This window comes from Streptomyces sp. NPDC053048 (assembly GCF_044547045.1).
In the GTDB taxonomy this organism is placed as follows: domain Bacteria; phylum Actinomycetota; class Actinomycetes; order Streptomycetales; family Streptomycetaceae; genus Streptomyces.
The window spans coordinates 210,005-234,811 of the sequence record NZ_JBITZS010000009.1; the positions used below are offsets into that span (position 1 = coordinate 210,005).

Consider the following 24,807-nt stretch of genomic DNA (forward strand, 5'->3'; position numbering starts at 1 on the left):
GCCGGTTTCAGCCACAACTGCCCTGCGAATCCAGGGTCGTGACCTGTCAAGGAGCCTTCGATGCCCCCGCAAGGTCTTCGCCGCCCAGCGAAATCATGGACGCCAACGGCGACTTCGTCGTCATCGGCCGGATCAACCGGGCCGACGGCCCGGCCTGGGGCAGCGCGGTGGTCTCCGCCGACAGCCCGCTGCCCCCGCTGGGCGAGGACCTCCCGTACACCGTCGTCCGGGAACTGCCCGCGGAGCTCACCGAGGAGGACCGGGACACCGTCCTCTACACGCTGCCGCTCCCGCTGCCCTGCAACAACTACCCGATGCTGTTCGCCCCCGAGCAGCGGCCGGACGCGCACAGCGTGCAGCGCCCGAGCTATCCGCTGCACGGGGCGCCCATCCCGGACCTGCGGCAGGAGGACGGCCCGCGCCTGCGCGAGCCGATCACCCTGGGGCAGTGGGTCAAGGCACGCGGCCAGCTCGAGGTGACGCTCTCCGCGGACCGGCGCAGCGCCACCTTCGCGTTCGCCTTCACCGGGCTGATCCCCAACAGCCTCTACACGGTCATGTCGCTGCGCGAGCACGACCTCGACCCGGCGGGCCCGACCCGGCCGGGACCGCTCGGGGTGCCCAACGCGTTCATCAGCGACGGCCACGGGATGGCCCACTACCAGGCCACGCTCCCCAACCCGTTCCCGGCGGCGGGCACCCCGGGCGCCAACCGGGTGATCAACGTGGTTGTGCTCTGGATGAGCTACCAGCAGAACTACGGCGGCGCGATCGGGCACTTCGGGCTCGGCGGGGACATCCACGCCCAGCTCAAGCTGCGCGGCCCGCACTTCCAGGAATTCACCACCCGGGACTGAGCCGGCCCGGCGCCGGCCCCCGCCCGGGGCCCCGCACGGGCCCCGGGCCCGCACTCCACAGCACCACAGCAGCAGAGGAAGATCATGAGCAAGCACCAGGGGCGTACGGCCCTCATCACCGGCGCCGACCGGGGCATCGGCCTCGCCCTCGCCCGCCGGCTCGGCGCGGCCGGCGCCAACCTCGTCCTCCACTCCAACAACGGGGAAGGACTGGCCGCGGCGGTACGCGAGGAGGGCTGGTCCGACGAGCAGGTCCTCACCGGTGTGCTCGACGTCGCCGACGCCGAGGCCGTCGAGCGCGCGGTGGCCGCCGCCACCGACCGCTTCGGCCGCGTCGACTACCTGCTGAACGTCGCCGGCATCGTCCACTTCGGCGGCATCGCCGCCTGCACGGTCGAGCAGTGGCAGCAGACCCTGCAGACCAACCTCACCGGCTACTTCCTGATGGCGCGCGCCGTGCTCCCCGGGATGCGCGAGGCCGGCTCCGGCACGATCGTCAACATGTCCTCGATCTGGGGACGCCGTCCCGCGCCCGGCACGCTCGCCTACTCCGTCTCCAAGTTCGGCGTCGAGGGCCTGATCAAGTGCCTGGCGGAGGAGGCCCGCCCGTGGGGCGTGAAGGTCTCCAGCCTGGTCCTGGACAAGGTGGACACCGGCTTCCGCGACGGCATGGCCGAGCACATCAGCTACGACGCCGAGCAGCGCGAGCGCATGATCGGCGCCGACGATGTCGCCGACGCCACCATGACGATCCTCGACAGCTCCGACCGCGCCCACCCCTCCTCCATCGAGCTCGACGCCTGGCGCTGGGTCTAGAACTCCTTCCCCCGCTCGCCCCCCCCGCGACGAACCTCTCCTCCCCCGCGACGAAAGAAATCCCCGTGTCCGACTCCAAGACAACCGCCGGTGTCCTCGGCGGCATCACCACAGCCCTCGCCTGGGGCGGTATGTTCGCCGTCGCCCAGTCCGCCTACCACCACCTCGACCCCTTCCACCTGACCGCCGCCCGCTTCACGCTCGGTGCCCTGATCTTCCTGGTGCTCCTGGCCGTCCGGGAGGGCAGGAAGTCCTTCGACTACGAGGGCAAGCTGGGCAAGCTCTGGCTGCTGGGCACGGTCGGATTCGCCGGCTTCAACCTGCTGACGTACGTGGGCCTGAAGAGCATGCCCGCGCAGAGCTCCTCGCTCGTCGTGGCGACCATGCCCCTGGTCACCGTGATCGTGCTGTGGATCCGCACCAAGAAGGCCCCCGCCCCGGTCGCCCTGGCGTTCGTGGTGCTCGCCCTGCTCGGACTGACCATCGTGCTCGGTAACGGCAACCCGCTGAGCGTCTTCTCCGGCGGCCTCGGCAAGGGCGGCCTGCTCACCCTCGCGGGCGTGATCTGCTGGGTGGTGTACACCACCAGCGCCGGCCAGTTCCCCGGCTGGTCGCCGCTGCGCTACACCGCGCTGAGCTGCCTGCCCGGCACCATCAGCATCGTCGCCATCACCGCGGTCAGCCAGGCCGCCGGCTGGACCGGCAGCTTCGGCGTCAGCGACTACACCGACGCCTGGTGGCAGATCCTGTACGTCGCCATCCCCGCCACCGCGGTCGGCATCCTCACCTGGAACATCGCCATCCGGAACCTCGGTCCGGCCAACGGCGTGCTGTTCATCAACCTGGTGCCGATCACCGCCTTCGTCGTCTCGGCCTTCCTCGGCCACACCCCGACCGCCGCCGAGATCACCGGCATCTGCATGGTCATCGCCTCCCTCGTCGGCGCCAACATCGCCACCCGGCGCCACGCGGCCCGCGCCGCGGCCGCCGTGACCCCGCCGGCACCGCGGACCACCACGCCGGCCACGCCCGCCGGAGCCACCTCCAACTGACCGGCCGGCCCGGACCGTCGGGGGCGGGACCACCCCCGTGCCCCGCCCCCGACACCACCGAGACCACCCGACAGCGGCCCCACAGACACAGACAGCGGGAGAGAACACACATGGAACACCGTGAACTGGGCGCGGCCAGGCTCCGCGTCTCCGCCGTCGGCCTCGGCTGCATGGGCATGTCCGCCTTCTACGGGCCCCGCGACGAGTGCGCCGCGATGGAGACCCTCCGCCACGCCCTCGACCTCGGCGTCACCTTCTTCGACACCGCCGACGCCTACGGCGCCGGCCACAACGAGCGGCTCCTGGGCCGCGCCCTGCGGGGCGCACGCGACCGGGCCGTCATCGCTCCTGATGTCCGCCTTCGGGGGAGGCATGTCGATCGGCAGCACCCTCCTGCGCTGGTCCCGCTGAGCGGGCGCGTACGGACACCCGGGTGTGGCGCGGGGGCGGGTAGCGCCACCGCGCCGCACCCGGATGGCAGGCTTGGCCCATGCGTCCATTCCTCCCAGCCCTCGGAATCGCCGCGCTGCTCGCGCTGCCCGCGGCCCCGCCCGCCGGAGCGGCACCCGCGGCGGACGGCGGCGCCGCCTCCGCCTTCACCATCCAGGACCCGAGGATCAAGGAGTCCAGCGGCCTCGCCGCCAGCCGCGCCCACAAGGGCGTGTACTGGACCCACAACGACAGCGGCGACGGCGCGAACGTCTTCGCCGTGGACAGCCGTACGGGCCGCACCGTCGCGACGGTCACGCTCAGCGGCGTCAAGGCCCGCGACGTCGAGGCCGTCTCGGTCGGGCCCGACGGCAACATCTACCTCGGCGACATCGGCGACAACATGGGCGGCACCTGGCCCGAGGTGTGGATCTACCGCTTCCCCGAGCCGAAGACGCTCCAGGACACGGCCGTCACCCCCACCCGCTTCACCGTCCGCTACGCCGACGGCCCGCGTGACGCGGAGTCGCTGATGGTGCATCCGAAGACCGGCCGGGTCTACATCGCCAGCAAGAAGCGCTCCGGCAAGGGCGCCCTCTACGAGGCGCCCGAGCAACTGTCCGCGGACGGCGTGAACACCTTCCGGCGTGTCGCCGACATCAACGTGTGGGCGACGGACGGCGCGTTCTCCCCGGACGGCAGCCGCCTCGTCGTCCGCGGCTACTTCGAGGCCCGCGCCTACCGCTGGACCGACAACCGCCCCGAGGAGATCGGCCGCCCCGCCGTGCCGCTGCAGCGGCAGGGCGAGTCCGTCACCTTCAGCCCGGACGGCCGGTACCTGATGTACGGGACGGAGGGCGCCGCCAGCCGCGTCACCCCGGTCGAGCTCAAGGACGACCTGCTGCCCGACAGCGTGTCGCAGGACGGCTCGTCCGACTCCGGCAAGGGCGGCGACCCGGCCGACGACAAGGCCTCCGGCACGGGCGGAGCCGAGAGCGACCGCACCCTCGCCATAGGCGCGGGCACCCTGGCCGTCGCGGCAGCGCTCGCCTTCGTCCTGCGATGGCTGCTGCGACGACGGACCAGGTGAGCCGGGCCGTCCGACCGGCGGTACGGACTACAGCCGCTCGATGACGTAGTCCACGCAGGCCGTCAGCGCCTCGACGTCCGACGGGTCGATCGCCGGGAACATCGCCACGCGCAGCTGGTTGCGGCCCAGCTTGCGGTACGGCTCGGTGTCCACGATGCCGTTGGCGCGCAGGACCTTGGCCACCGCGGCCGCGTCCACGTCCTCGGAGAAGTCGATCGTGCCGATGACGGCCGAACGCTGCGCCGGGTCGGCGACGAACGGGTTCGCGTACTTGGAGGCCTCCGCCCAGCCGTACAGGGCACGGGCGGACGTCGCCGTGCGGCGGACCGCCCAGTCCAGGCCGCCCTGGCCGTTGATCCACTCCAGCTGCTCGTTCAGCAGGAAGAGCGTGGCCAGGGCCGGGGTGTTGTACGTCTGGTTCTTCAGCGAGTTGTCGATCGCGGTCGGCAGCGAGAAGAACTCCGGGATGTGCCGGCCGGACGCGTGCACGCGGGCCGCGCGTTCCAGGGCCGCCGGGGAGAACACCGCCAGCCACAGGCCGCCGTCGGCGGCGAAGGACTTCTGCGGGGCGAAGTAGTAGACGTCGGTCTCGGCGATGTCCACCGGCAGCCCGCCCGCACCGGACGTGGCGTCGACCAGCACCAGCGCGCCCTCGTCGGCGCCCTCGACGCGCCGCAGCGGCGCCGCGACACCGGTCGACGTCTCGTTGTGGGTGAACGCGTAGACGTCCACGCCCGCCTCCGCCCGCGCCTGCGGGTGCGTACCCGGCACGGAGGAGACGACGCTCGGCTCCGCCAGCCACGGCGCGCTCTTCGCGGCCTTGGCGAACTTCGACGAGAACTCGCCGAAGCACAGGTGCTGCGACTTGGACTCGATGAGGCCGTGCGTGGCGATGTCCCAGAACGCGGTCGAGCCGCCGTTGCCGAGGATCACCTCGTAGCCCTCGGGCAGGGAGAACAGCTCGCCGATGCCGGTGCGCACCTTGCCGACCAGGTCCTTGACCGGGGCCTGGCGGTGGGACGTGCCGAGCAGGGAGGTTCCGGTGGCAGCCAGGGCACTGAGCGCCTCGGTCCGCACCTTGGACGGGCCCGCGCCGAAGCGACCGTCGGCGGGCTTGATGTCAGCGGGGATCTGGATATCAGCCACGGACGCAGCCTAGTGCGTAACCGGAGGTCAGGGGGTGCCGGTCCACCGGATGAGATGCGGTTCATGCGCGGGGCGGCGCACCGCCCCGCGCCTTCTGTCCGCATGACGCCCGCTGCGCGCAGTATGGCCCTCATGGGTGTGAGCGAGGCACTGGAACGGGCCCTGCGCGCCGTGGTGCGCGGCGAGGTGGCCTTCGACGCCGGGACACGGGCGCTGATGACCATGGACGCGTCGAACTACCGACGCGTCCCCCTCGGTGTCGTCGCCCCGCGCGACGCCGACGACGTGGCCGCCGCGCTCGCCGTGTGCCGCGAGCACGACGTGGCGGTGGTGCCGCGCGGGGGCGGGACGTCCGTCGCCGGGCAGGCCACCGGCGAGGGCGTGGTGCTCGACTTCACCCGGCACATGAACACCATCACGGCCGTCGACGCCGACACCCGTACGGCCGTGGTGCAGCCGGGCGTCGTGCTCGACACGCTGCGGGCCGCCACGCGCGCGTACGGGCTGACGTTCGGACCCGACCCGTCGACGCACGGACGGTGCACGCTCGGCGGAATGATCGGCAACAACGCCTGCGGCGCGCACTCCGTCGCCTGGGGCACCACCGCCGACAACGTGCGCGGCCTCGAGGTGCTGACCTACGACGGCCGGCCCTGCGCGCTCGGCCGCGGCCTCGACGGGCTGCCGGCCGGACTGGCCCGCGGCGTACGGGAACTGGCCGACGGCAACCTCGCCCTGCTGCGCACCGGCTTCCCCGAGCTGCCGCGCCGCATCTCCGGCTACGCGCTGGACGCACTGCTGCCCGAGCGGGGCACCGACGTCGCCCGCGCCTTCACCGGGAGCGAGGGCACGCTCGGGGTGCTGACCGAGGCGACGCTGCGGCTCGTCGCCCTGCCGGGCGCCCGTGCGCTGGCGGTGCTCGGGTACCCGGACGAGAGCGCGGCGGCGGACGCGGCGCCCGCACTGCTGCCGCACAGGCCGCTGACGGTCGAGGGCATGGCCGCCGATCTGGTCGTCGCGGACGTCGCCAGGCTGCTGCCCAAGGGCGCGGCCTGGCTGTTCGTCGAGGTCGGCGGCGCGACGCCCGCCGAGGCGGCGGCGCGGGCGGCCGCACTGTGCCGGGCGGCTGTGACGGACGGCGCGGCCGGGCACGCCGTCGTCGAGGAGCCCGCGGCACAGCGAGCGCTGTGGCGCGTACGGGAGGACGCGGCCGGGACCGCCACCCGGCTGCCCGACGGCGGCGAGGCCTGGCCCGGCTGGGAGGACTGCGCGGTCCCGCCCGACCGGCTCGGCACCTATCTGCGCGACTTCCGGGCCCTGTTGGACCGCTACGGGCTGCGGGGCGCGCCTTTCGGCCACTTCGGCGAGGGCTGCGTGCACGCGCGCGTGGACTTCGACCTGCTGAGCCCGGACGGCGTGCGCCGCTACCGCGCGTTCTCCGGCGAGCTGGCCGACCTGGTGGTGGCGCACGGCGGCTCGCTGTCCGGCGAGCACGGCGACGGCCAGGCGCGGGCCGAGCTGCTGCCGAGGATGTACGGAAGCGAGGTCGTACGGCTCTTCGAGCGCTTCAAGGACCTCTGGGATCCGGCGGGCGGCCTCAACCCGGGCATGCTCGTCCGCCCGTACCGGATCGACGAGAACCTGCGCTTCGACGCCCTGACGCGGCGCGGGCCGGTGGACGTCGCGTTCGGCTATCCGGGTGACGGCGGGGACTTCACGGCGGCGGTCAGGCGGTGCGTCGGGGTCGCCAAGTGCCGGGAGACGACGGCCGGTACGGGCGTGATGTGTCCCTCGTTCCGGGTGACAGGCGAGGAACGGCACTCCACGCGCGGCCGGGCCCGGCTGCTGCACGAGATGCTGGCGGGCGAGGTGGTGACGGACGGCTGGCGGTCCCGGGAGGTGCGGGAGGCGCTGGACCTGTGCCTGGCGTGCAAGGGGTGCCACAGCGACTGCCCGGTGGGTGTCGACATGGCCACGTACAAGGCCGAGTTCCTGCACCACCACTACGCCGGGCGGCTCCGTCCTGCGACCCACTACGCGATGGGATGGCTGCCGCTCTGGCTCCGCGGCGCGGCGGCACTGCGTGCCGCACCCCTGTTCAACGCGGCGGCCGGGGCCCGGCCGCTCGCGGCGGTGGCGAAGCGGGTCGCGGGCATCGACCCACGGCGGAGCATCCCGGCAGTGGCACCGGAGCCTTTCACGCGCTGGTGGCGGCGACGGGACGGCGCGGCGGCAGACACGGCCCGAGGGCGGCCGACCGTTGTGCTGTGGCCCGACACGTTCACCAACCACCTCACCCCGGCCGTGGGCCGCGCCGCCGTGGCCGTCCTGGAGGACGCCGGGCTGCGCGTGACCGTCCCGCCCCGAGCGGTGTGCTGCGGGCTGACCTGGATCTCCACCGGCCAGCTCGACCGCGCCCGCACGGTCGCCCGCCGCACACTCAACGCCCTGGCACCCGCCCTGACCGCCGGCCTGCCCGTCGTCGGCCTCGAACCGAGCTGCACGGCCACCCTCCGCACCGACCTGCCCGCACTGCTCCCCGACGACCCGCGTGCCGGACAACTCGCCTCGCTGGTGCGGACCTTCGCCCAGGGCCTGGAGGAATTCGCGCCGAAGTGGCGGCCGCCGCACGTCGACCGGAGGGTCGCCGGGCAGACCCACTGCCACCAGCACTCCGTCCTCGGGGACGAGGCCGAACGACGGCTGCGCGAACGCGCCGGCCTGCGAGGGGAGCTGAGCGGCGGCTGCTGCGGCTTGGCCGGCGACTTCGGCTTCGAACGCGGCCACTACGACGTCTCCGTCGCCTGCGCGGAGGAACAGCTGCTGCCGTCCCTGCGTGCGGCGCCGGACGGCACGGTGGTGCTGGCGGACGGGTTCTCCTGCCGCACCCAGATCGCCCAACTGGCGGGCCTGCGGGGGCGGCACCTGGCGGAAGTGCTCGCCGACGCGCTCGGGGGCACGGCCTGAGCGCGCCCCGTCCGAAAACGATGCAAGCACGCTTGCTTGTTTTCCCGGCCGCTGCCACCCTGCCGTGCCATGCCCCGATCCGTACTGCGCATCGGCAACGCCTCCGGCTTCTACGGCGACCGCTTCGACGCCCTCCACGACATGCTCACCGGCGGCCCCCTGGACGTCCTCACCGGCGACTACCTCGCCGAACTCACCATGCTGATCCTCGGCAAGGACCGCCTGAAGGACCCCCGCCGGGGCTACGCCCGCACCTTCCTGGACCAACTGGAGCAGGGGCTGGGCCTCGCCGCCGAGCGTGACGTCAAGCTCGTCACCAACGCCGGCGGCCTCAACCCCGCCGGCCTCGCCGAGCGGATCCGCGAACTGGCCGACCGCGTCGGCGTGCCGGTCCGCGTCGCGTACGTCACCGGTGACGACCTGCTGGGTGACGGCAACGGGGACGGCGAGGGCCGGTGGGGTGGCGGTGTGCTCACCGCCAACGCCTACCTGGGCGGCGCGGGCATCGCCGCCTGCCTGCGGGCCGGCGCGGACGTGGTGGTGACGGGCCGCGTCACCGACGCCGCCCTCGTCACCGGACCGGCCGCCGCCCACTTCGGCTGGGGCGCCGAGGACCTCGACGCGCTGGCGGGCGCCGTCGTCGCCGGACACGTCCTGGAATGCGGCGCCCAGGCCACCGGCGGCAACTACGCCTTCTTCGGCGAACACGACGTGCGCCGCCCCGGCTTCCCCCTCGCCGAGATCCACGCGGACGGCTCGTCCGTCATCACCAAACACCCCGGAACGGGCGGCGCGGTCACCGTCTCCACGGTCACCGCGCAACTGCTGTACGAGACGGACGGCGCCCGCTACCTGGGGCCGGACGTCACGGCTCGGCTCGACAGCGTACGGCTCACGCCCGACGGGCCGGACCGGGTCCGGATCGACGGCGTGCGCGGCGAGGCACCCCCGCCCACCCTCAAGGTCGGGCTGACCCGGGTCGGGGGCCTGCGCCACGAGGTCGTATTCGTCCTGACCGGCCTCGACATCGAGGCCAAGGCCCGCCTCGTGCGCACCCAGCTCGACGACGCCCTCGCCCGCCACCGGCCCGCCGAGGCCCGCTGGACCCTCGCCCGCACCGACCACGCCGACGCGCCCGTCCAGGAGGCGGCCAGCGCCCTGCTGCGGCTCGTCGTCCGCGACCCCGACCCGGCGGTGGGCCGGGCCGTCGGCGCCGCCTGCGTCGAGCTGGCGCTCGCGAGCTACCCCGGCTTCCACCTTGCCGCGCCGCCTGGCAAGGGGACGCCGTACGGGGTGTTCGAGGCGGTGTACGTGGACGCGGGTGCGGTGCCACATGTGGCGGTGCTGCCGGACGGAACGCGGGTGCCGGTGCCGATGCCGGTGCCGACGGCTGCGGCACCGGCGGAGTCCGGCCACGCGCGCGTACCCGACGCGGCGCTCCCCCCGCCGCTGCCCCCGGGGCCCACGCGCCGCGCCCCGCTCGGGCTCGTCGCCGGGGCCCGGAGCGGCGACAAGGGCGGCGACGCCAACGTCGGGGTCTGGGTCCGCGCCGACGACGCCTGGCGGTGGCTCGCGCACGAGCTGACCGTCGAGCGGTTCCGGCAGCTGTTGCCGGAGACGGCGGATCTCGTCGTCGAGCGGCACGTCCTGCCGAACCTCCGGGCCCTGAACTTCGTCGTCCACGGCCTGCTCGGCGAGGGCGTCGCCGCCCACGCCCGCTTCGACCCGCAGGCCAAGGCCGTGGGCGAGTGGCTGCGGGCCCGCCATCTGGAGATACCGGAGGTGCTGCTGTGACCGTCCTGACGTCCGCCCTGGACACGTCCGGCGCCGAGTACGCGGCCCGCCGTGCCGCCATGCTCGACAAGCTCACCGCCGTCGAGGCCGAGCACGCCAAGGCCGTCGCCGGTGGCGGCGAGAAGTACACCGCCCGCCACCGGGCGCGCGGCAAGCTCCTGCCCCGCGAGCGCGTCGAGCTGCTGCTCGACCCCGACACCCCCTTCCTCGAGCTGTCGCCCCTCGCCGCGTGGGGCAGCGACTACGCCGTCGGCGCCTCGATCGTGACGGGCATCGGTGTCGTCGAGGGCGTCGAATGCGTCATCACCGCCAACGATCCGACCGTGCGCGGCGGTGCCAGCAATCCCTGGACGCTGAAGAAGGCCTTACGGGCCAACGAGATCGCCCGCGTCAACCGGCTACCTCTCGTCTCGCTCGTGGAGTCCGGCGGCGCCGACCTGCCCAGCCAGAAGGAGATCTTCATCCCCGGGGGCGGGCTGTTCCGCGATCTGACCCGGCTGTCCGCCGCCGGGATTCCCACCGTCGCCGTCGTCTTCGGCAACTCGACCGCCGGCGGCGCGTACGTACCCGGCATGTCCGACCACGTCGTCATGGTCAAGGACCGCGCCAAGGTCTTCCTCGGCGGCCCGCCGCTGGTGAAGATGGCCACCGGGGAGGAGAGCGACGACGAGTCGCTGGGCGGAGCCGACATGCACGCGCGCGTGTCGGGGCTCGCCGACCACTTCGCCATCGACGAGGCGGACGCGCTGTGGCAGGCACGGCGGATCGTCCGACGGCTCAACTGGCGGCAGGCCGGGGCGCCTCCGGGTGGCGGTTCGCCGCCGCCGCCGCTTTACGACGAGGACGAGCTGCTCGGCATCGTGCCCGGCGATCTCAAGGTGCCCTTCGATCCCCGCGAGGTCATCGCCCGCGTCGTCGACGGCTCCGACTTCGACGAGTTCAAACCGCTGTACGGGCCGAGCCTGGTGACCGGGTGGGCGCGGGTGCACGGCCATGCGGTGGGGGTGCTCGCCAACGCTCGCGGGGTCCTCTTCAGCGCTGAGTCCCAAAAGGCCGCCCAGTTCATCCAGTTGGCCAATCAGCGAGATGTCCCTCTGATCTTCCTGCACAACACCACCGGCTACATGGTCGGCCGCGACTACGAGCAGGGCGGCATCATCAAGCACGGCGCCATGATGATCAACGCCGTCTCGAACTCCCGGGTGCCCCACCTGTCCGTGCTGATGGGCGCCTCCTACGGCGCCGGGCACTACGGGATGTGCGGGCGGGCGTACGACCCCCGGTTCCTGTTCGCCTGGCCCAGCGCGAAGTCGGCCGTGATGGGGCCGCAGCAGCTGGCCGGGGTCCTGTCGATCGTCGCGCGGGCCTCGGCCGAGGCGAAGGGCCAGCCGTACGACGAGGACGCCGACGCCGGGCTGCGGGCGGTGGTGGAACGGCAGATCGAGGCCGAGTCGCTGCCGCTGTTCCTCTCCGGGCGGCTGTACGACGACGGGGTCATCGATCCGCGCGACACGCGAACGGTGCTCGGGGTGTGTCTGTCCGCCGTGTGCGGGGCGCCCGTCGAGGGCGTGAAAGGGGGGTTCGGTGTCTTCCGGATGTGACACGTCTTCGATCTCATCGGTACTCGTCGCCAATCGCGGGGAGATCGCCTGCCGGATCTTCCGAACGTGCCGGGAACTCGGCATCGCCACCGTCGCCGTGTACTCGGACGCCGACGCCGACGCGTTGCACGTCCGCCAGGCCGACGCGGCGGTGCGGCTGCCGGGGGTGGCGGCCACCGACACGTATCTGCGCGGCGACCTGATCGTCGCCGCCGCGCGGGCGGCCGGGGCCGACGCCGTGCATCCCGGGTACGGGTTCCTGTCGGAGGACGCCGGGTTCGCGCGGGCCGTGGTGGACGCGGGGCTGGTGTGGATCGGGCCGCCGGCCTCGGCGATCGAGGCCATGGCCTCGAAGACGCGGGCGAAGTCGCTGATGGGGGGTCGGGTTCTCGATCCGGCGTCGGTCACGGAGGCGGACCTTCCGGTGCTGGTGAAGGCGGCGGGGGGTGGGGGTGGGCGCGGGATGCGCGTCGTCCGCTCGTTGGCCGCCTTGCCCGGGGAGCTGGCCGCCGCCCGGTCGGAGGCCGCCGCCGCCTTCGGGGACGGCGAGGTGTTCCTCGAGCCGTATGTCGAGGGCGGGCGGCATGTGGAAGTGCAGGTGCTGGCGGACGCGCACGGTGGGGTGTGGACGCTGGGGACGCGCGACTGTTCGCTGCAGCGGCGGCACCAGAAGGTGATCGAGGAGGCGCCGGCGCCGGGGTTGCCGGACGGGGTGGAGGGGGAGCTGTGCGCTGTATCCGTTCGCGCTGCGCGCGCCGTCGGGTACGTGGGCGCCGGGACCGTCGAGTTTCTGGTCTCTGCCGAGGGGCGGGTTCAGTTTCTGGAAATGAATACGCGGCTGCAGGTCGAGCATCCGGTGACGGAAGCCGTGTACGGGATCGATCTGGTGGCCCTGCAGGTGCGGGTCGCCGAAGGCGCTCGCCTGCCGGGCGAACCGCCTCGGGCTGACGGGCATGCTGTCGAGGCTCGGCTGTACGCCGAGGATCCCGCGCGGGGGTGGCGGCCGGGGACGGGGGTCGTACACCGGCTGTCGGTCGGCCGCGGCGCCGTGGGTGCGGCCTCCGTGGGTGCGGCCTCCGTGGGTGCGGCCGAGGTCGCGTCGTGGGGCCGGCGCCGGGGCCTCCGGGGCGGGGGTCCGGGATCGTATATTTACGGGCCCGGCACCCAGGATCCATTGCTCGACCCCGCATTGGGCCCGCAAATACACGGCAGCATCCCGGACCCCCGCCCCGGAGTCCCCGTCACCTCCCGTCCGTTCGCGGCTGCGGGCGTCCGGGTGGACACCGGGTTCGAGGACGGTGACCGGATCGGGGTCCACTACGATCCGCTGCTCGCCAAGGTCATCGCCTGGGCGCCGACGCGGGAAGAAGCCGTACGTCAGCTGGCCCATGCGCTGGAACGCGCCCGTATTCACGGGCCGGTCACCAACCGTGAGCTGCTGGTGCGCTCGCTTCGTCATCCGGAGTTCGTTCGGGGGCGCATGGATACCGGGTTCTACGAGCGGCATCTCGGCGAGCTGACCGGGAGCGGTGGAGATGTGCGGCTCGCTGCGCTTGCGGCTGCTGTCGCGGATGCTCAGGGGCGGTCCCGGTTCGGTGGGTGGCGCAACGTTCCTTCGCAGCCGCAGGTCAAGCGTTACCGGTCGGAGCCGGACGGTGAGGAGTGCGAGATCCGGTATCGGCTGGGCCGGGAGGGGCTGACGGCGGAGGGGTTCGCCGGTGTGCGGCTGCTGCATGCGGCGTCCGATCATGTGGTCCTGGAAGCCGGTGGTGTTCGGAGAACCGTCGACGTGGCCGACTACGGAAGGCAGGTCTTCGTCGACATTCCGGAGGGTGGTTCGTACGCCCTCGTTCCCCTGGCGCGCTTCCCTGATCCCGCTGCGAAGCGCACCGAGGCCGGTTCCCTGCTCGCCCCCATGCCCGGGACCGTGATCCGTATCGCGGACGGGGTCGCCGAAGGCGAGTTCGTACGGGCCGGGCAGCCGCTGTTGTGGCTGGAGGCCATGAAGATGGAGCACCGTGTCGTCGCGCCTGTTGATGGGGTGATCGGCGCGTTGCGCGTGGGCGTCGGGCGGCAGGTTCAGGTGGGGGAATCCCTTGCTGTGATTCATGAGGAGGCGTCGTGATCGAGTCCGATGAGAATCGATCTTTGCGGGCTGCCGTCGCCGGGCTGGCCCAGCGGTACGGGCGGGAGTACTTCGCCACTGCTGTGCGCGAGGGCAAACATGCCGACGAGTTGTGGGCGGAGGCCGGCAAGCTCGGCTATCTCGGGGTCAACCTCCCCGAGGAGTACGGCGGTGGGGGCGCCGGAATCGCCGAACTCGCCATCGTGCTCGAGGAACTGGGTGCCGCCGGGTGCCCGCTGCTGCTGATGGTCGTCTCCCCCGCCATCTGCGGCACGGTCATCGCCCGCTTCGGCACCGACGAGCAGAAACGGACCTGGCTGCCCGGCCTCGCGGCGGGCACGGTGAAGATGGCCTTCGGGATCACCGAGCCGGACGCCGGTTCCAACTCGCACCGGCTCACCACCACGGCCCGGAGGGAGGGCGCGGGGTGGGTTCTCAACGGTCGCAAGGTCTTCATCTCGGGTGTCGACGTCGCCGATGCGACGCTGGTCGTGGGGCGGACGGAGGACGCCGGAACGGGCCGGCTCAAGCCGTGTTTGTTCGTCGTGGAGCGTGACGCTCCGGGGTTTGGGAGGCGCGAGATTCCCATGGAACTCGCCTCCCCGGAGAAGCAGTTCGAGCTGGTGATGGATGATGTGCGGCTGCCTGGGGACGCGCTGGTCGGTGACGAGGACGCCGGGCTGCTGCAGCTCTTCGCCGGGCTCAACCCCGAGCGCATCATGACCGCCGCGTTCGCGATCGGGATGGGCCGGTACGCGGTCGCGCGGGCCGTCGAGTACGCCCGTACCCGCCACGTGTGGGACGAGCCGATCGGCGCCCATCAGGCCGTCGCCCACCCGCTCGCCCAGTCGCACATCGAGCTCGAGCTGGCCCGGCTGATGATGTACGAGGCCGCCCGGCTGTACGACGCCGGTGACGACGCGGGCGCGGGCGAGGCCGCCAACATGGCCAAGTACGCGGCCGCCGAGGCGGCAGTGCAGGCCGTCGACCGAGCGGTCCACACGCTCGGCGGCAACGGCCTCACCAAGGAGTTCGGGCTGGCGTCGCTGATCACGGCGGCGAGGGTCGCGCGCGTCGCCCCGGTCAGCCGGGAGATGATCCTCAACTACGTCTCGCACCGGACGCTGGGGCTCCCCAAGTCCTACTGAGAGAAGGAGGCTTACGGATGACGCTGGTCCGCACCGCGCACGAGCGCGGCATCACCACCCTCACCCTGGACTCCCCGCACAATCGCAACGCCCTGTCCGCCCGCCTCGTCGGCGAGCTGCGGGAGGGAATGGAAAAGGCCGGTGACGATCCGGGGGTACGGGCCGTCGTCCTCGCTCACACGGGCAACACCTTCTGCGCGGGCGCCGACCTGACCGAACCGACCCCGACCGGGCCGCTCGAGCTCGCCGGACTGATGAGGTCGATCGTCGCGCTGGGGAAGCCGGTGGTGGCCGACGTGCGGGGGCATGTGCGGGCAGGAGGGCTGGGGCTGGTGGGGGCATGCGACATTGCCGTGGCCGGAGAGTCCTCGTCGTTCGCCTTCACGGAGTCGCTGCTCGGCCTCGCACCCGCCGTGATCTCCATACCGCTGCTCCCCCGCCTCGACGCACGGGCCGCCGGACGCTACTTCCTGACCGGCGAACGCTTCGGCGCGCGGGAAGCGGCGCGGATCGGCCTGGTGACGGACGTCGGGGACGACGGTCTCGGGCCGGTGTTGGCCGGGCTGCGGCGAGCGTCGCCCCAGGGGCTCGCCGAGTCCAAGCGCCTGGTCACGGCGGAGGTCCTGCGCGCCTTCGACCGCGAGACGGACGTGCTGGCCAGGCGATCGGCACGGCTGTTCGCCTCAGCGGAGGCCCGGGAGGGCATGGCCGCGTTCCTGGAGAAGAGGGATCCCGCGTGGGTGCTGTGACCTCCCCCAAGCAGGACCGCAGCCGGGTGACGAGGCAGCGCCTGTTGGAGGCGGCGATCACCTGTCTGGCGGAGTACGGCTGGGCGGGCTCGACAGTGGCCGTCGTCGCCGAACGGGCGGGCGTCTCGCGCGGCGCCGCCCAGCACCACTTCCCCACCCGCGAGGACCTCTTCACTGCGGCCGTCGAGTACGTGGCAGAGGAGCGCTCGGCAGCGCTGCGCTCACTGGTCGGCACGGCGGGGTGGATCGTCGGCCCAGCGCGCCGGTACACCGTCCTCACCGGGCTCGTCGACCTGTACACCGGGCCACTGTTCCGCGCCGCCCTGCAACTGTGGGTCGCGGCCTCGAACGACCACAGCGGCCTCCGGGCCCGCGTGACGGAACTGGAGGCCCGCGTCGGCCGCGAGGCCCACCGCATGGCCGTGGAACTGCTCAACGCGGACGAGAAGCGGCCCGGCGTACGCGAGACCGTCCAGGGCTTCCTGGACATGGCCCGGGGACTCGGCCTCGCCACGCTACTGACGGACGACAGGGCGCGGCGTGAGGGTGTGGTGCGGCAGTGGGTGGAAATTCTGGAGGGGGTCTTGGACGGCCGAGACGGCTGACCTACGCCGAAAGGTGAGCGACGAACGCTGCCCACGATTGGGTGGGGAAGAGGAGGGCGGGGCGGTGGGTCGCCTTGCTGTCCCGGACGGGGACTATGCCGGGTATGTTGTCGGCGACTTCGAGGCAGTTACCACCGCCCTTCTCGTCCCCGCCATTGCTGTAGCTGCTCTTGTGCCAGATGGCGACCTCTACGCAGTTGTTCTGACCGGTCTCGTCTCCGGCACCGCTGTAGCTGCTCTTACGCCAACTCGCCGTGTTCATGTGCGAACTCCTCCGCTACCGATTCGATCAGAGACAAAGACTCGGCCGGTGGCAGCGCAACGCTTCTAGCAAGCTCGTAGGAGCGTTCGCACTGAGCCACCATCGCCGGATCATCCAGCAGGTTTCCGCTCCGGTGGCCTTCGCTGTACGCCACCGAAGGCGCATCCTCAAAGGTCATCAGAGTCAACGCGCCATCCACCACGGGATGGCCCGCTTCGAAGGGCAACACTTGCACGCCGATCCGGCGCTCGCGTGCCAGCTTCGAGATGTGCATCAACTGCTCGTGCATTACAGCCGAGCCACCGAATTTGCGCCGGATGACGCTCTCGTCGAAAACCGCCCACCACAACAGCTCCGTTGGCCGGTCAAAGATGCGCGCTCGCTCGAGCCGGGCAGTCACCCGCGCTTGGATGTCGTCTTCCGGGGCAAAGGGGTGGCTGCCCACGAACACTGCACGCGCATAGGCAGCGGTCTGCAGCACACCCGGAACGAAGGTCGCCGCATACTCACTGATCGTGGTGGCCAGCCCATAGAGGTACGCCGCATCCGCAAACCACTCCGCATGCGGTGACGCATTGATCAGCTCCACGCACATCCGCGCGAAGAACCCGTCCGTCCCCAGCTCGACGTCGATCCTCTCCGCGACGTCCAACTGCGGCTTGCGCACACCGGTCTCGAACTGCCCGATGTAGGACCCCGAGCAGAACACCCGTCTGCCCAGCTCCTGCTGCGTGAGCCCGGCTGCCTCCCGCCGCCGCTTCAGCTCCGTGCCGAAGAACTCCCAGCCCACCCTGGACTGTCCGTACCGTCCCGTCCAAGCGGAATCCTTGGCCACGGCGTAACTCCCCCTTGATACAGGCGCGTTGTGGCGCGCATCGCTCTTCCCGAGCCTAGCCCCGCACCACAACGCGCTCTGTACAGTCGGTGAAAAAACCGACGCTCTCCGTCAGCTCACCAGGCGAACGCCTCCGGCGAGGGGCCAGGACCCGGGAAGATCTCGTCCAGCGAGGCCAGCAGCTCCGCGCTCAGCTCGAGCTCGGCCGCGCGCAGGGCGCTCGTCAGCTGCTCCAGGGTCCGGGGGCCGACGATCGGGCCGGTGATGCCGGGGCGGGTGAGCAGCCAGGCGAGGGCGACCTCGCCGGGGGCGTGGCCGTGCTTGTCGAGCAGGGTCTCGTAGGCCTGGATCTGATCGCGGACGGCCGTGTTGGCGAGGGCTTCGGCCGAGCGGCCGGCGACCCGGCGGGCGCCCTCGTTCGACTTTTTGATCACGCCGCCGAGCAGGCCGCCGTGCAGCGGCGACCAGGGGATGACGCCGAGGCCGTACTCCTGGGCGGCGGGGATGACCTCCATCTCGGCGCGGCGCTCGGCGAGGTTGTACAGGCACTGCTCGCTGACGAGGCCGAGGCTGCCGCGGCGGGCGGCGATCTCGTTGGCCTGGGCGATCTTGTACCCGGGGAAGTTCGACGAACCGGCGTAGAGGATCTTGCCCTGCTGGACCAGGACGTCGATGGCCTGCCAGATCTCCTCGATGGGGGTCAGCCGGTCGATGTGGTGGAACTGGTAGAGGTCGATGTGGTCGGTGCGGAGGCGCTTGAGGCTGCCGTCGACGGCCCGCCGGATGTTCGCGGCGGAGAGGCGGTCGTGGTTGGGCCAGTCGGCGCCGTCCGGGCCCATGTTCCCGAACACCTTGGTGGCGATCACGACCTTCTCGCGCCGGCCGCCGCCCTTCTCGAACCAGCTGCCGATGATCTCCTCGGTGCGTCCCTTGTTCTCGCCCCAGCCGTAGACGTTCGCCGTGTCGAAGAAGTTGATGCCCGCGTCCAGCGCGGCGTCCATGATGGCGTGGCTGTCGGGCTCGTCGGTCTGCGGGCCGAAGTTCATGGTGCCGAGGACGAGCCGGCTGACCTTGAGTCCCGTGCGTCCGAGCTGCGTGTACTCCATGCCCCCTTACCCAACGCCTTCGAGCGCGCTCCATGCAAGACCGACCCGCCCGGGGGCGGGTGCGTCACGGGAGGGCACGGGCGGGGGGGTCACCTCACGGCGGCCACCACGGCGACGACGACGAGCATCACGGCGAGGGCACCGGTCATGATCCGGTTTCTGGTCTTCGGGTCCACCCCTCGAGCGTAACCGGAGCGGTCAGGGAGCCCGCCGGGTGCCCAGGGGCCAGGAGGTGAGGGTCTCGTAGCGGGGGCGCTCGCCGGGGACGCCGGAGGCGGGCAGGTGGCTGCGGACGAGCTCCACCCGCTCGGCCCACCAGCGGCGGCCGCGGAACTCCGCGAGCTCCTCCGCGTAGGGCCGGAGGTTCACGTGGCCGGTGGTGCGGGCGAGGGTGAGGTGGGGGCGGAAGGGCTTGGTGTCGGTCATGTGCACGCCGGACCGGCGGGCGCCGGCGACGGTGGAGCGGGCGAGGGCGCCCAGGGTCTCCACGGAGCCGGTCGCGCCGACCCACAGGATCCGGTCGCCGAAGCGGCCGCCGCCGGCGAAGCGCAGCTCGTGCGCCGGGTGGCGGTGGGCGGCGCGGGACAGGCGCTCGTCCAGTTCGGGGAGCAGGGCCTCGTCGACCTCGCCGAGGAAGGCGAGGGTGAAGTGCCACAGGGCGGGCGGGGTCCAGCGGAGGTGGCCGTGCCGGTCGGGCAGGGCGGCGCGCAATTGCGCCACCTCGGCCGCCAGTTCGTCGATCGCGGATTCGGGGGGCACCACCGCGGCGAACAGTCGCATGGGGCCAGTGTCCCCCGGGTGGGACGTACGGCGGATGACCGCCCGGGGGACACGCCTGACGGGTCAGGCGGCCGTGGCCACGGCTTCCCGCTCGGCGGGGGCCTCGCGCGGCACGAAGGCCACGTGGGGCCGTCCCCGTCGCAGGCCGACCTTCAGGCGCAGGCCGCCCGCGCGGGCCAGTGCGACGCCGATGCCGGTGGCCGCCAGGGCGGAGACGACGCCTCCGGCGAGGAAGCCGACGCGGGGGCCGTGGACGTCGGTGATCCAGCCGACGAGGGGAGCACCGAGGGGCGTACCGCCCATGAACACCATCATGAACAGGCTCATCACCCGTCCCCGCATGGCGGGATCGGCCGCCAGCTGAAGGCTCGAGTTGGCGGTGACGTTGATCGTCAGACCGCACATGCCGATCGGTACGAGCAGGAGCGCGAACACCCAGAACGAGGGCGCGAGCGCGGCTGCGATCTCCAGCAGCCCGAAGAGGGCGGCGGCACCCACCAGCATCCGCATGCGCGAGGTGCCCCGGCGGGCGGCGAGCAGCGCGCCGACCAGCGAACCGGCCGCCATCAGGGTGTTGAGCAGGCCGTAGGTACTGGCGTCGGCATGGAAGACGTCGTTGACGAACGCCGTGAGCCAGATGGAGAAGTTGAAGCCGAAGGTGCCGATGAAGCCGACCAGCACGATGGGCCAGATCAGCTCCGGCCGTCCGGCCACGTGCCGCAGGCCCTCGCGGAGCTGGCCCTTGCCGCGCGGCGCGGGGTCGGCCTTGTGCAGCTCGGCGGTGCGCATCAGCAGCAGGCCGGCGATGGGGGCGGCGTAGGACAGCCCGTTGAGGAGGAACGCCCAGCCGCTGCCCACGGCGGTGATCAGCACACCGGCGACGGCCGGACCGACCAGCCGGGCGGACTGGAAGTTGGCGGAGTTGAGGCTGACGGCGTTGCGCAGGTCGGCCGGTCCGACCATCTCCGAGACGAACGCCTGCCGGGCGGGGTTGTCGACGACGGTGACCAGGCCGAGGGCGAAGGCCATGAGGTAGACGTGCCAGACCTCGACGTGCCCGCTGAGGGTGAGCGCGGCGAGCCCGAGGCCGGTGAGGCCCATGGCGGCCTGGGTCATCAGCAGCAGCCGTCGCTTGGGCGAACGGTCGGCTATGACGCCGCCGTAGAGCCCGAGGAACAGCATGGGCAGGAACTGCAGTGCCGTGGTGATACCGACGGCGGCCGAGGAGCCGGTGATGCTCAGGACCAGCCAGTCCTGGGCGATGCGCTGCATCCACGTGCCCGTGTTGGACACCACTTGGCCGGCGGCGAAGAGCCGGTAGTTGCGGATGCGCAGCGAGCTGAACGTGCCCCCCTTGGTGTGCAGGGAGGTGGTGCGTGCGTCGTGGTGGCGGTTCGGTGCGGGGGCGGAGTCTGCTCCGTGTCCCGAACTCAAAGTGGGTTCGCCTCCTTCTCGGTTCGCTTACAGGTGCGCGAGCTTCTCCAGTACGGGCGCGGCGGCGCGCAGCGTCGCCCATTCGTCCTCGTCCAGTTGCCCGGCCAGTTCGGTGAGCCAGGCGTTGCGCCTGCGCCGGCTCTCCTCGAGCATGGCTTCGGCCTGCTCGGTCTGCCGGACCACCTTCTGACGGCGGTCCTCGGGGTGCGGCTCGAGCCTGACCAGCCCCTTGCCCTCGAGCAGCGCGACGATGCGGGTCATCGACGGCGGCTGCACATGCTCCTTGCGGGCCAGCTCGCCGGGTGTGGCGGAGCCGCAGCGGGCGAGCGTGCCCAGGACCGACATCTCGGCGGGGCTGAGCGACTCGTCGACCCGCTGGTGCTTGAGCCTGCGCGACAGTCGCATCACGGCCGACCGCAAGGCGTTCACGGCGGCGATGTCGTCTGGATCATCGAGGGTGCGGGACAGGTCCGGCATGACAATTAGATTAACTCATTACTTGCCCTAATGAAAGTGGCGCGGGTGGCCACTGAGCCGGATGCCCGTCACCACTCCCCCGTCGTCACCCCGTGTTTCCCGTACGCCGCGACCGTGTTCTTCAGATCGAGTCGGCGCGGGCCGGGCAGCGGGCCGAGCACGCACACGGGTACCCAGGGGGCCAGGAGGGGCAGGGGGCCGGTGCGGCAGACGTCCGGCAGATCCGCGTGGACCGGCCATCCGACGGGGCGGTACAGGACTGCGGGTGCCTTGAGCTTCCGCCGCCCGTACATCCGCAGGTGGAGTGCGAGAGGACGGTGTTTGCACACGGCCGCGTCGGTGTAGCGGACGTCGACCCCTGCGATCGCGGTCCATGGAATGTGCTGGGTGCCGGAGGGATCGCGCGTCGTGATGCCGTCCTGGTCGATACGCAGGGTTCTGGCCCGCATGCTCTTCCTCAGCTTCCGCCGCGGCAACCAGCCCTTGTGCCGCTCCACCGCGCACAGCACCGACAGTGCGGCCAATCCGTACAGGATGACCACCGCACCCAGGGGGCCGTTCGAGGCCATCGTCACGACACCGAACATGCCGCAGATTCCTGCTGCCCACGCACCGAACAACGTCAACGCCCCTTCGACGGCCCTGTCGTACTCACTGAACTCGCTGACGTCCTCGTCTCCGGTCCAGGACTCCTCGAAGTGCCCCGCCGGTCGGGGGACCGACCCGGTGGTGGACGGGTCGGGCGACGTCGTCCCGAACAAGGGGCGCAGCAGGTCGAGCGCCTGGGGCAGGTTCTGCGCAGCGAACCGCCACACCGCGTTCCCCTCCTCCCCGGGACACGGGGCGTGCAGGAGGGCGAGGGCTTCGGGGACGGTGGGCCGCGCGGTGGGGTCCTTGGCGAGCAGTGCGCGGATGAGCGGGGCGAGCCTTCCGGCACGGAGCGGTGGCGGCGGGTCCTCCAGGGCCACGGCCGCCATGGTGGCGGTGGGCGAGTCACGCAGGAAGGGGGAGACGCCCTCGACGACTCGGTACAGGGTCACTCCGAGGGAGAACAGGTCGCTCGCCGGAGTGCTGGGGGTGCCGCTGATGCGCTCGGGGGCCATGTACTCCAGGGAGCCGACGACCGAGCCGTCCACGGTCACCTGGGTATCCGCCGAGTGCGTGGCGATACCGAAGTCGGTGAGCAGAGTACGGCCGTCGGTGGCCAGCATGACGTTCGCCGGCTTGACGTCACGGTGGACGACGCCGGCCCGGTGGGCCGCGTCCAAGGCGTCGAGGAGCACATCGGCGAGCTCGGCGGCCTCGGCCGGCGGCAGCGGCCCCTGACGCAGCCGGTCCTCCAGCGATCCCCCGTCGACCAGCTCCATGACGATCCAGGGCCTGCCGTCCTCGATGACGACGTCGTAAACGGTGACGATCGCCGGGTGGTGGCGCAGCCGGGTGGCGTTGCGGGCCTCCCGCTCGGCGTACTTGAGGCGCCTGTCCCGCTCGTCGGGACGGGCGGTGGAGGGGAGGCGGACTTCCTTGACGGCTACGGCGGTGCGCAGCAGATCGTCGTGGGCTTCCCAGACCCGGCCGAAGCCGCCCTCGCCGAGTGTGCGGACGAGCCGGTAGCGGCCGGCCACCTGCCGTTGTTCGCCGGTCATGGTTCAGGCCGGATCCGTGCGTGGGCGCTGCGCGCGGGTGATCGAGAATGCCTCAGCCATGAACATAGTGTGATGAAGTGTCAAGCTGATCGGAAGAGCGTGGACGGCAACTGTCCGCGGCCCCGCCGAACGAGCCGAGGGCGGCCCGGCACGAAGCCGGGCCGCCCTCGGCGGTGTCGAACGTCTACTCGGTCAGAGGTCTACTTGATGCCGAGCATCTGCTCGATCGGGTCGAGCATGAAGTAGACGAGGAAGCACAGCCCGACCACGTTGAGCAGCCAGGGGATCTCGCGCGCCCGCTTGTCGGCGATCCGCAGCAGGATGAAGGCGAGGACGCCGACGCCGATGCCGTTGGTGATCGAGTAGGTGAACGGCATGGAGATGATCGTCAGGAACGCGGGGATCGCGATCGTGAAGTCGCTCCAGTCGATCTCCTTGACGTTCGAGGCCATGATCAGGAAGCCGACGACGACCAGGGCGGGGGTGGCGGCCTGGGCGGGCACCACGGTGGCCAGCGGGGTGAAGACGAGGGCGAGCAGGAAGAGCCCGCCGGTCATCAGGTTGGCCAGGCCCGTACGGGCGCCCTCGCCGACGCCGGCCGTGGACTCCACGAAGCAGGTGTTGGCGGACGCCGAGCCGGCGCCGCCCGCGGCGACGGCGACACCGTCGACCATCAGGATCCTGCCCATGTTGGGCAGCTGGCCGTCCTTGTCGGTCAGCCCGGCCTCCTCGCCGACGCCGATGATGGTGCCCATCGCGTCGAAGAAGCCGGACAGCAGCACGGTGAAGACGAACAGGCAGCCGGTGAGCAGGCCGACCTCGTGGAAGCCGCCGAAGAGGCTGACGTCACCGATCAGGCCGAAGTCGGGGGCGCCGACGACACTGTCGGGCATCTTCGGGACGCTCAGGCCCCAGCTCGCGTCGGGGATGTCGGCGAGCGTGTTGATGACGATCGCGGCGACCGTCATCGCGACGATCCCGATGAGGATCGCGCCGCGCGCCTTGCGGACGAGCAGGACGAACGTCAGCGCGAGACCGGCCACGAAGACCAGCACCGGCCAGCCCTGCAGCTGCCCTCCCTGGCCGAGGCCCAGGGGGACGGTGGTGTGGGCGGCGTCGGGGTTGCGGGTGACGAACCCGGCGTCGACCAGGCCTATCAGCGAGATGAACATGCCGATGCCGATCGCGATCGCGCGCCGCAGCCCGCCGGGTATCGCGTCCATCACCCGCTGCCGCAGCCCGGAGGCGACCAGCACCATCAGCACCAGGCCGGCCAGCACGACCATGCCCATCGCGTCCGGCCAGCTCATCTTGGGCGCGAGCTGGAGCGAGACGACGGCGTTGATGCCGAGGCCGGCGGCGCAGGCGATGGGCACGTTGCCGATGGCGCCCATGAGGACGGTGGTGAGCCCGGCCATCAGAGCGGTGGCGGTGACGAGCTGGCCGTTGTCCAGCTGGTGACCGAACTTGTCCTGGCCGGCCCCGAGGATGATCGGGTTCAGCACGATGATGTAGGCCATCGCAAAGAACGTCGCCAGGCCGCCGCGCAGCTCGCGGGCGACGGACGAACCCCGCTCGGTGATCCGGAAGTACCGGTCGAGGGCGTTCTTTCCGGCGGGCGGCACGGGCGACGACGCCTGCTGGGCGTCGTCGACGGCGGAGGTGGCCGAGGTGGGCATGAGGGGACCTCAGTCGTACGGGCCTGGGGTTGGCCAGGGGAAACAAGCAAAAAGGATCTTGAGCTGGCCCTTGTTTGGATGATCAAACAAAAGCGTTCAGTCAAATCCGGTTCGATTCAGTATGAATAAACAAACGCCGAATGGCTATCTCCGCGCGTAGACCCCTGTGGCACCAAGGGCTCCGCCGCAGCCCTCGAACAAGGACGCAC

Annotated in this window: 20 protein-coding genes and 1 pseudogene; 12 read left to right on the plus strand and 9 right to left on the minus strand. The window is 71.7% G+C overall.

Annotated elements, in window-relative coordinates:
• The first annotated feature begins 95 nt into the window (after window positions 1-95).
• From ACIG36_RS24710 to ACIG36_RS24730, 5 genes and pseudogenes are all read left to right on the plus strand, one after another.
• The gene (locus tag ACIG36_RS24710; RefSeq protein ID WP_399931718.1) at window positions 96-857 is read left to right on the plus strand and encodes a hypothetical protein; all 762 of its coding nucleotides are present in this window, start codon (window positions 96-98) and stop codon (window positions 855-857) included.
• Window positions 858-941: 84 nt separating this feature from the next.
• Window positions 942-1,673: an SDR family oxidoreductase gene (locus ACIG36_RS24715; RefSeq protein ID WP_399931721.1), complete on the plus strand. Its 732-nt coding sequence runs from the start codon at window positions 942-944 to the stop codon at window positions 1,671-1,673.
• A 65-nt stretch (window positions 1,674-1,738) separates the two neighbouring features.
• Window positions 1,739-2,725 (plus strand): DMT family transporter, encoded by a 987-nt coding sequence (locus ACIG36_RS24720; RefSeq protein ID WP_399931724.1) that lies wholly within the window; start codon window positions 1,739-1,741, stop codon window positions 2,723-2,725.
• 110 nt (window positions 2,726-2,835) lie between these two features.
• Window positions 2,836-3,060: pseudogene (locus tag ACIG36_RS24725) on the plus strand (aldo/keto reductase); the annotation flags it as partial.
• Between the two features lie 155 nt (window positions 3,061-3,215).
• Entirely contained in the window at window positions 3,216-4,244 is a 1,029-nt protein-coding gene (locus tag ACIG36_RS24730; protein ID WP_399931727.1) for a hypothetical protein, read from the plus strand.
• 27 nt (window positions 4,245-4,271) lie between these two features.
• Here ACIG36_RS24730 and serC read toward each other — a convergent pair whose 3' ends face one another.
• Window positions 4,272-5,390 (minus strand): phosphoserine transaminase, encoded by a 1,119-nt coding sequence (gene serC / locus ACIG36_RS24735; RefSeq protein ID WP_399931730.1) that lies wholly within the window; start codon window positions 5,388-5,390, stop codon window positions 4,272-4,274.
• A 132-nt stretch (window positions 5,391-5,522) separates the two neighbouring features.
• Between serC and ACIG36_RS24740 the strand changes: the two genes are divergently transcribed.
• The 7 genes from ACIG36_RS24740 to ACIG36_RS24770 all read left to right on the plus strand — a co-directional run bounded on the left by ACIG36_RS24740 (window position 5,523) and on the right by ACIG36_RS24770 (window position 16,379).
• Complete coding sequence (locus ACIG36_RS24740; protein WP_399931733.1) at window positions 5,523-8,357, plus strand: FAD-binding and (Fe-S)-binding domain-containing protein; 2,835 nt, start codon at window positions 5,523-5,525, stop codon at window positions 8,355-8,357.
• Window positions 8,358-8,426: 69 nt separating this feature from the next.
• Window positions 8,427-10,151 carry an acyclic terpene utilization AtuA family protein gene (locus ACIG36_RS24745; RefSeq protein ID WP_399931736.1) on the plus strand — a complete coding sequence of 575 codons (1,725 nt, stop codon included), beginning with the start codon at window positions 8,427-8,429 and terminating at the stop codon, window positions 10,149-10,151.
• The gene (locus tag ACIG36_RS24750) at window positions 10,148-11,752 is read left to right on the plus strand and encodes an acyl-CoA carboxylase subunit beta (RefSeq protein ID WP_399931739.1); all 1,605 of its coding nucleotides are present in this window, start codon (window positions 10,148-10,150) and stop codon (window positions 11,750-11,752) included. The genes ACIG36_RS24745 and ACIG36_RS24750 overlap by 4 nt, the downstream gene beginning before the upstream one ends.
• The gene (locus ACIG36_RS24755) at window positions 11,736-13,877 is read left to right on the plus strand and encodes an acetyl/propionyl/methylcrotonyl-CoA carboxylase subunit alpha (protein ID WP_399931742.1); all 2,142 of its coding nucleotides are present in this window, start codon (window positions 11,736-11,738) and stop codon (window positions 13,875-13,877) included. The genes ACIG36_RS24750 and ACIG36_RS24755 overlap by 17 nt, the downstream gene beginning before the upstream one ends.
• Complete coding sequence (locus tag ACIG36_RS24760) at window positions 13,874-15,025, plus strand: acyl-CoA dehydrogenase family protein (RefSeq protein WP_399931745.1); 1,152 nt, start codon at window positions 13,874-13,876, stop codon at window positions 15,023-15,025. Before ACIG36_RS24755 ends, ACIG36_RS24760 begins: the two co-directional genes overlap by 4 nt.
• A 17-nt stretch (window positions 15,026-15,042) precedes the next feature.
• Window positions 15,043-15,774: an enoyl-CoA hydratase family protein gene (locus tag ACIG36_RS24765; protein WP_399931747.1), complete on the plus strand. Its 732-nt coding sequence runs from the start codon at window positions 15,043-15,045 to the stop codon at window positions 15,772-15,774.
• Window positions 15,762-16,379 (plus strand): TetR/AcrR family transcriptional regulator, encoded by a 618-nt coding sequence (locus ACIG36_RS24770; RefSeq protein WP_399931749.1) that lies wholly within the window; start codon window positions 15,762-15,764, stop codon window positions 16,377-16,379. Before ACIG36_RS24765 ends, ACIG36_RS24770 begins: the two co-directional genes overlap by 13 nt.
• Window position 16,380: 1 nt before the next feature.
• Here the strand turns inward: ACIG36_RS24770 and ACIG36_RS24775 are convergent, their stop codons facing one another.
• From ACIG36_RS24775 to ACIG36_RS24810, 8 genes are all read right to left on the minus strand, one after another.
• On the minus strand, window positions 16,381-16,641 hold the full coding sequence (locus ACIG36_RS24775; RefSeq protein ID WP_399931752.1) for a DUF397 domain-containing protein: 261 nt from the start codon (window positions 16,639-16,641) through the stop codon (window positions 16,381-16,383).
• Window positions 16,619-17,476 carry a Scr1 family TA system antitoxin-like transcriptional regulator gene (locus ACIG36_RS24780; protein ID WP_399931754.1) on the minus strand — a complete coding sequence of 286 codons (858 nt, stop codon included), beginning with the start codon at window positions 17,474-17,476 and terminating at the stop codon, window positions 16,619-16,621. Before ACIG36_RS24780 ends, ACIG36_RS24775 begins: the two co-directional genes overlap by 23 nt.
• A gap of 116 nt (window positions 17,477-17,592) precedes the next feature.
• Window positions 17,593-18,582, minus strand: coding sequence for an aldo/keto reductase (locus tag ACIG36_RS24785; RefSeq protein ID WP_399931757.1), 990 nt, complete (start codon window positions 18,580-18,582; stop codon window positions 17,593-17,595).
• Window positions 18,583-18,780: 198 nt separating this feature from the next.
• A complete protein-coding gene (gene thpR, locus ACIG36_RS24790; RefSeq protein ID WP_399931759.1) occupies window positions 18,781-19,362 on the minus strand; it encodes an RNA 2',3'-cyclic phosphodiesterase in 582 nt (193 codons plus the stop codon).
• Between the two features lie 63 nt (window positions 19,363-19,425).
• Window positions 19,426-20,796: an MFS transporter gene (locus ACIG36_RS24795; RefSeq protein WP_399931761.1), complete on the minus strand. Its 1,371-nt coding sequence runs from the start codon at window positions 20,794-20,796 to the stop codon at window positions 19,426-19,428.
• 27 nt (window positions 20,797-20,823) lie between these two features.
• Window positions 20,824-21,273, minus strand: a complete 450-nt coding sequence (locus tag ACIG36_RS24800) for a MarR family winged helix-turn-helix transcriptional regulator (protein ID WP_399931763.1) — start codon at window positions 21,271-21,273, stop codon at window positions 20,824-20,826.
• A 68-nt stretch (window positions 21,274-21,341) separates the two neighbouring features.
• Window positions 21,342-22,919 (minus strand): serine/threonine-protein kinase, encoded by a 1,578-nt coding sequence (locus tag ACIG36_RS24805; protein ID WP_399931766.1) that lies wholly within the window; start codon window positions 22,917-22,919, stop codon window positions 21,342-21,344.
• 200 nt (window positions 22,920-23,119) lie between these two features.
• Window positions 23,120-24,598, minus strand: a complete 1,479-nt coding sequence (locus tag ACIG36_RS24810) for an NCS2 family permease (protein ID WP_399931770.1) — start codon at window positions 24,596-24,598, stop codon at window positions 23,120-23,122.
• Window positions 24,599-24,807 lie beyond the last annotated feature (209 nt).

Coding starts and splice junctions, on each gene's coding strand:
- ACIG36_RS24745 (WP_399931736.1), top strand. CDS start 8,427: ATGCCCCGATCCGTACTGCGCATCGGCAACGCCTCCGGCTTCTACGGC.
- ACIG36_RS24800 (WP_399931763.1), bottom strand. CDS start 21,273: ATGCCGGACCTGTCCCGCACCCTCGATGATCCAGACGACATCGCCGCC.
- thpR (WP_399931759.1), bottom strand. CDS start 19,362: ATGCGACTGTTCGCCGCGGTGGTGCCCCCCGAATCCGCGATCGACGAA.
- ACIG36_RS24730 (WP_399931727.1), top strand. CDS start 3,216: ATGCGTCCATTCCTCCCAGCCCTCGGAATCGCCGCGCTGCTCGCGCTG.
- ACIG36_RS24810 (WP_399931770.1), bottom strand. CDS start 24,598: ATGCCCACCTCGGCCACCTCCGCCGTCGACGACGCCCAGCAGGCGTCG.
- ACIG36_RS24785 (WP_399931757.1), bottom strand. CDS start 18,582: ATGGAGTACACGCAGCTCGGACGCACGGGACTCAAGGTCAGCCGGCTC.
- ACIG36_RS24765 (WP_399931747.1), top strand. CDS start 15,043: ATGACGCTGGTCCGCACCGCGCACGAGCGCGGCATCACCACCCTCACC.
- ACIG36_RS24715 (WP_399931721.1), top strand. CDS start 942: ATGAGCAAGCACCAGGGGCGTACGGCCCTCATCACCGGCGCCGACCGG.
- ACIG36_RS24805 (WP_399931766.1), bottom strand. CDS start 22,919: ATGACCGGCGAACAACGGCAGGTGGCCGGCCGCTACCGGCTCGTCCGC.
- ACIG36_RS24775 (WP_399931752.1), bottom strand. CDS start 16,641: ATGAACACGGCGAGTTGGCGTAAGAGCAGCTACAGCGGTGCCGGAGAC.
- ACIG36_RS24710 (WP_399931718.1), top strand. CDS start 96: ATGGACGCCAACGGCGACTTCGTCGTCATCGGCCGGATCAACCGGGCC.
- ACIG36_RS24740 (WP_399931733.1), top strand. CDS start 5,523: ATGGGTGTGAGCGAGGCACTGGAACGGGCCCTGCGCGCCGTGGTGCGC.